Origin of the sequence: Nocardioides sp. NPDC006273, assembly GCF_040613495.1 — a bacterium.
Lineage (GTDB): Bacteria > Actinomycetota > Actinomycetes > Propionibacteriales > Nocardioidaceae > Nocardioides.
In genome coordinates, this window is sequence record NZ_JBEXSD010000122.1 from 1 (window position 1) to 3,689 (window position 3,689).

Here is a 3,689-nt window from a genome sequence, read left to right on the forward strand (position 1 = left end):
TCGCTCACCGGAACGCTGAGATGGACAGGGATCTTGCCGCGTCGACCGGCGCCTACAGCGCGGGCATGTCCGAGGCGGTCGAGTTCGGGGCTGCCCACTCGGTCGACCGGGGTGACGTCTCGGCCGACGGGGGTGACGCCTCGGCCTCAGACCCTCAGGTTGAGACCGTCGCCGTCGCGGTCGACGCTGACCACGCCACCGTCGGTGACCTCGCCGCCGATGAGCATCCGGGCGAGCGGGTCGCCGATGGCGGACTGGATGAGGCGACGCAGCGGCCGGGCGCCGTACGCCGGGTCGTAGCCGGTCTCGGCCAGCCACTCCCGAGCCTCGGGGGTGACGGAGATCGAGATGCGGCGTACGGCCAGACGCTTCTCCAGTTGGGCGAGCTGGATGTCGACGATCTTGGTGAGGTCGGCCAGGGAGAGGGCGTCGAACATGACGACCTCGTCGAGGCGGTTGAGGAACTCGGGCTTGAACGCCCCTCGGACCACCGCCATGACCGACTCGTGCTTCTCCTCCTCGCCCATGGCAGGGTCGACCAGGAAGGCCGAGCCGAGGTTGGAGGTGAGGATGAGGAGCGTGTTGCGGAAGTCCACCGTGCGGCCCTGGCCATCGGTCAGCCGGCCGTCGTCGAGCACCTGCAGCAGGATGTCGAAGACCTCAGGGTGAGCCTTCTCCACCTCGTCGAGCAGCACCACCGAGTAGGGACGGCGCCGCACCGCCTCGGTCAGCTGGCCACCCTCGTCGTAGCCGACGTAGCCCGGAGGCGCTCCGACCAGCCGCGCGACCGAGTGCTTCTCGGAGTACTCCGACATGTCGATGCGTACGATCGCGCGCTCGTCGTCGAAGAGGAAGTCGGCCAGGGACTTGGCGAGCTCGGTCTTACCGGTGCCGGTCGGCCCCAGGAAGAGGAACGAGCCGGTGGGGCGGTTGGGGTCGGCGATCCCGGCGCGCGAGCGGCGCACCGCGTCGGCGACCGCGGTGACCGCGGCCTTCTGCCCGATCAGCCGCTGCCCGACGACGGACTCCATCTCGAGCAGCTTGGCCTGCTCACCCTGGAGCATCTTGCCGGTCGGGATGCCGGTCCAGGCCTCGACCACCTCGGCGATCTGCTGGGCGGCGACCTCCTCGCCGACCAGTCGGTCGGTCACCTGCTCTTCCTCCGACTCCGAGGCGGCCTCGGCGATCTGCTGCTCGAGCGCCGGGATCTTGCCGTAGAGGATCTCCGAGGCCTCCCCCAGCGAACCCTCGCGCTGGAGCCGCTCGGCCTCGCTGCGCAGGGCGTCGAGCTGCTTGCGCAGCGCGCCCTCGCCCTCGAGAGAGGCCTTCTCCCGCTCCCAGCGAGCCTCCAACGCGCGCAGCTGCTCCTCCTTGTCGGCGAGCTCCTTGCGCAGCGCGGCGTGGCGCTCCAGCGAGGCGTCGTCGGACTCCTTGGAGAGCGCGAACTCCTCCATCTTCAGCCGGTCGACGGCACGCCGGAGCTGGTCGATCTCCTCGGGAGACGACTCGATCTCCATCCGCAGCCGGGACGCGGCCTCGTCGATGAGGTCGATCGCCTTGTCGGGCAGCTGGCGGCCGGTGATGTAGCGGTCGGACAGGGACGCGGCGGCCACGAGCGCGGCATCGGTGATGCGGACACCGTGGTGCGCCTCGTACTTCTCCTGGATCCCGCGCAGGATCTGCACGGTGTCCTCCACCGACGGCTCGCCGACGAAGACCTGCTGGAAGCGGCGCTCCAGGGCCGGGTCCTTCTCGATGCGCTCGCGGTATTCGTCGAGCGTCGTCGCGCCGATCATGTGGAGCTCGCCGCGCGCGAGCATCGGTTTGAGCATGTTGCCGGCGTCCATCGCGGAGTCGCCTCCGGCGCCCGCGCCGACGACGGTGTGCAGCTCGTCGATGAAGGTGATGACCTGGCCCTCAGCGGCCTTGATCTCCTCCAGGACAGCCTTGAGCCGCTCCTCGAACTGGCCGCGGAACTGCGCCCCGGCGACCATCGCCGCCAGGTCCAGGGAGAGCACGCGGCGACCCTTCAACGAGTCGGGTACGTCGCCGGCGATGATCCGCTGCGCGAGCCCCTCGACGACGGCGGTCTTGCCGACGCCGGGCTCACCGATGAGGACCGGGTTGTTCTTGGTGCGCCGCGAGAGCACCTGGATGACCCGGCGGATCTCGGAGTCACGGCCGATGACCGGGTCGAGCTTGCCGCGCTCGGCGGCCTCGGTGAGGTCTTGGGAGTACTTCTCGAGCGCTTCGTAGGAGTCCTCGGCGTCCTGGCTGGTCACCCGGCGGTTCCCACGGACAGCCTTCAGCGACTCGCGCAGTCCCTTCTCCTTCAGACCGGCCCCGACGAGCACCTTCTGCGCCGACGACTCGACCGTGGCCAGCGAGATCAGCAGATGCTCGGTGGCGGCGTAGTCGTCCTTCAGGGACGTGGCCAGCGTGATCGCCCCGGCCAGAACACGAGTCAGCGAGCCCGAGGCAGCGGGCTGCTGCACCGTGGACCCGCTGGCACGCGGAAGCCCGGCGAGGGCGGTGGCCGCCGCGCGCGACAGCTCCTCGGCGTCCACACCGGACTTGGTGACCATCGACGTGGCGGTGCCCTCGTCCTGCTGGAGTAGCGCGACGAGCAGGTGGATCGGCTCGGTCGTGGTGTTGCCCGCCGTCGTGGCGGAAAGCTGCGCGGCCTCGATCGCCTCGCGAGCCTTGGTGGTGAACTTCTCTGCCGAAAACTGGCTCATCTGGTCTGCTCTCCTCCTGGGACGCACCTGAGTCTGTCGCGGATTCCCGTCACCCGCATCTATCTCAACACATCAAAGTTGAGTCTATTCCACTCAAGTTTGGCTTTTTCCATTGTCCTTACGACTGTGCCAGCGATCGGGCACACTCCTCCCGTGGACTCCCGAGGCGCCGTGCGCGAGCATCTCGCCGCGCGCCAGCGCGAGGTCCTCGACGACCTGCTGGCCGGACGTACGCCGCCGGGGTTCGATCCCGCCGGAACGACCGCGACGACGCGGGTGCTGCACCACAAGCGCTCCTCGGCCGCCCATCTTGCCGCCCCCGAGCTCGACCTGCTCCCGGACTGGCGCGCCCGCTTCCATGCCTGGGCCGCGCAGCACCCGCAGCAGGGCTGCGCCCACGACGACGTACGCACCTTCCTGGCCTCCATCGGCCCCGGCTGGCTCCGCCTGCACGAGGTCTACGAGGGCCGGCGGCGGATCGCGCTCACCCACATGTCCGGCCGCCGGGTGCTCACCGTCGGCCTCGGCTCGCAGATCTGGCACCTCAGCCGCCGCACCTGGAAACGGAGCTCCACATGAAATCCCTGATCATCATCGCGATCCTCGGTCTGCTCGTCTACGCGCTGGCCAAGGCAGCCGTCGGCGCCGGCCGCGGCAACCGGCGCCGAGGCCCTCGGAGCCACGGTGGCAGCAGCTGCAGCTCCAGCTCGAGCTCGTCGGGTTCCTCCTACGACGCCGGCGACAGCCGCCACTCCTGCAGCAGCTCCTCCTGCAGCAGCTCCTCCTCCGGCGGCTCGAGCTGCGGCGGAGGAGGCGGCGGCGACTGACCCGCCCCCGCCGAGTCGGCTCGTCCTGACCAAGATCCCCGCCGAGTCGGCTCGTCATCAACGCCGGTCTCCTGATCCTCGGCGCGGCGCTCGCAGCGGTGTTCGTACGTCGGCCGCTCACCGC

3 protein-coding genes are annotated in these 3,689 nt (G+C 69.8%); 2 read left to right on the forward strand and 1 reads right to left on the reverse strand.

Annotated features, from left to right (window positions below; all coding sequences use genetic code 11):
- Positions 1–146: 146 nt before the first annotated feature.
- Entirely contained in the window at positions 147–2,738 is a 2,592-nt protein-coding gene (gene clpB / locus ABZZ22_RS26855) for an ATP-dependent chaperone ClpB (protein ID WP_354938584.1), read from the reverse strand.
- Positions 2,739–2,891: 153 nt separating this feature from the next.
- On the opposite strand from clpB, the gene ABZZ22_RS26860 reads away from it, so the two are divergent.
- Together ABZZ22_RS26860 and ABZZ22_RS26865 are read left to right on the forward strand one after the other, a co-directional pair.
- Positions 2,892–3,317 carry a hypothetical protein gene (locus ABZZ22_RS26860; protein ID WP_354938586.1) on the forward strand — a complete coding sequence of 142 codons (426 nt, stop codon included), beginning with the start codon at positions 2,892–2,894 and terminating at the stop codon, positions 3,315–3,317.
- Positions 3,314–3,565 carry a hypothetical protein gene (locus ABZZ22_RS26865; protein WP_354938589.1) on the forward strand — a complete coding sequence of 84 codons (252 nt, stop codon included), beginning with the start codon at positions 3,314–3,316 and terminating at the stop codon, positions 3,563–3,565. The genes ABZZ22_RS26860 and ABZZ22_RS26865 overlap by 4 nt, the downstream gene beginning before the upstream one ends.
- Positions 3,566–3,689: the final 124 nt, after the last annotated feature.

What these genes read in the sequence shown, in the direction of transcription:
- clpB (WP_354938584.1), bottom strand. Translation starts at nt 2,738, where the DNA reads ATGAGCCAGTTTTCGGCAGAGAAGTTCACCACCAAGGCTCGCGAGGCG.
- ABZZ22_RS26865 (WP_354938589.1), top strand. Translation starts at nt 3,314, where the DNA reads ATGAAATCCCTGATCATCATCGCGATCCTCGGTCTGCTCGTCTACGCG.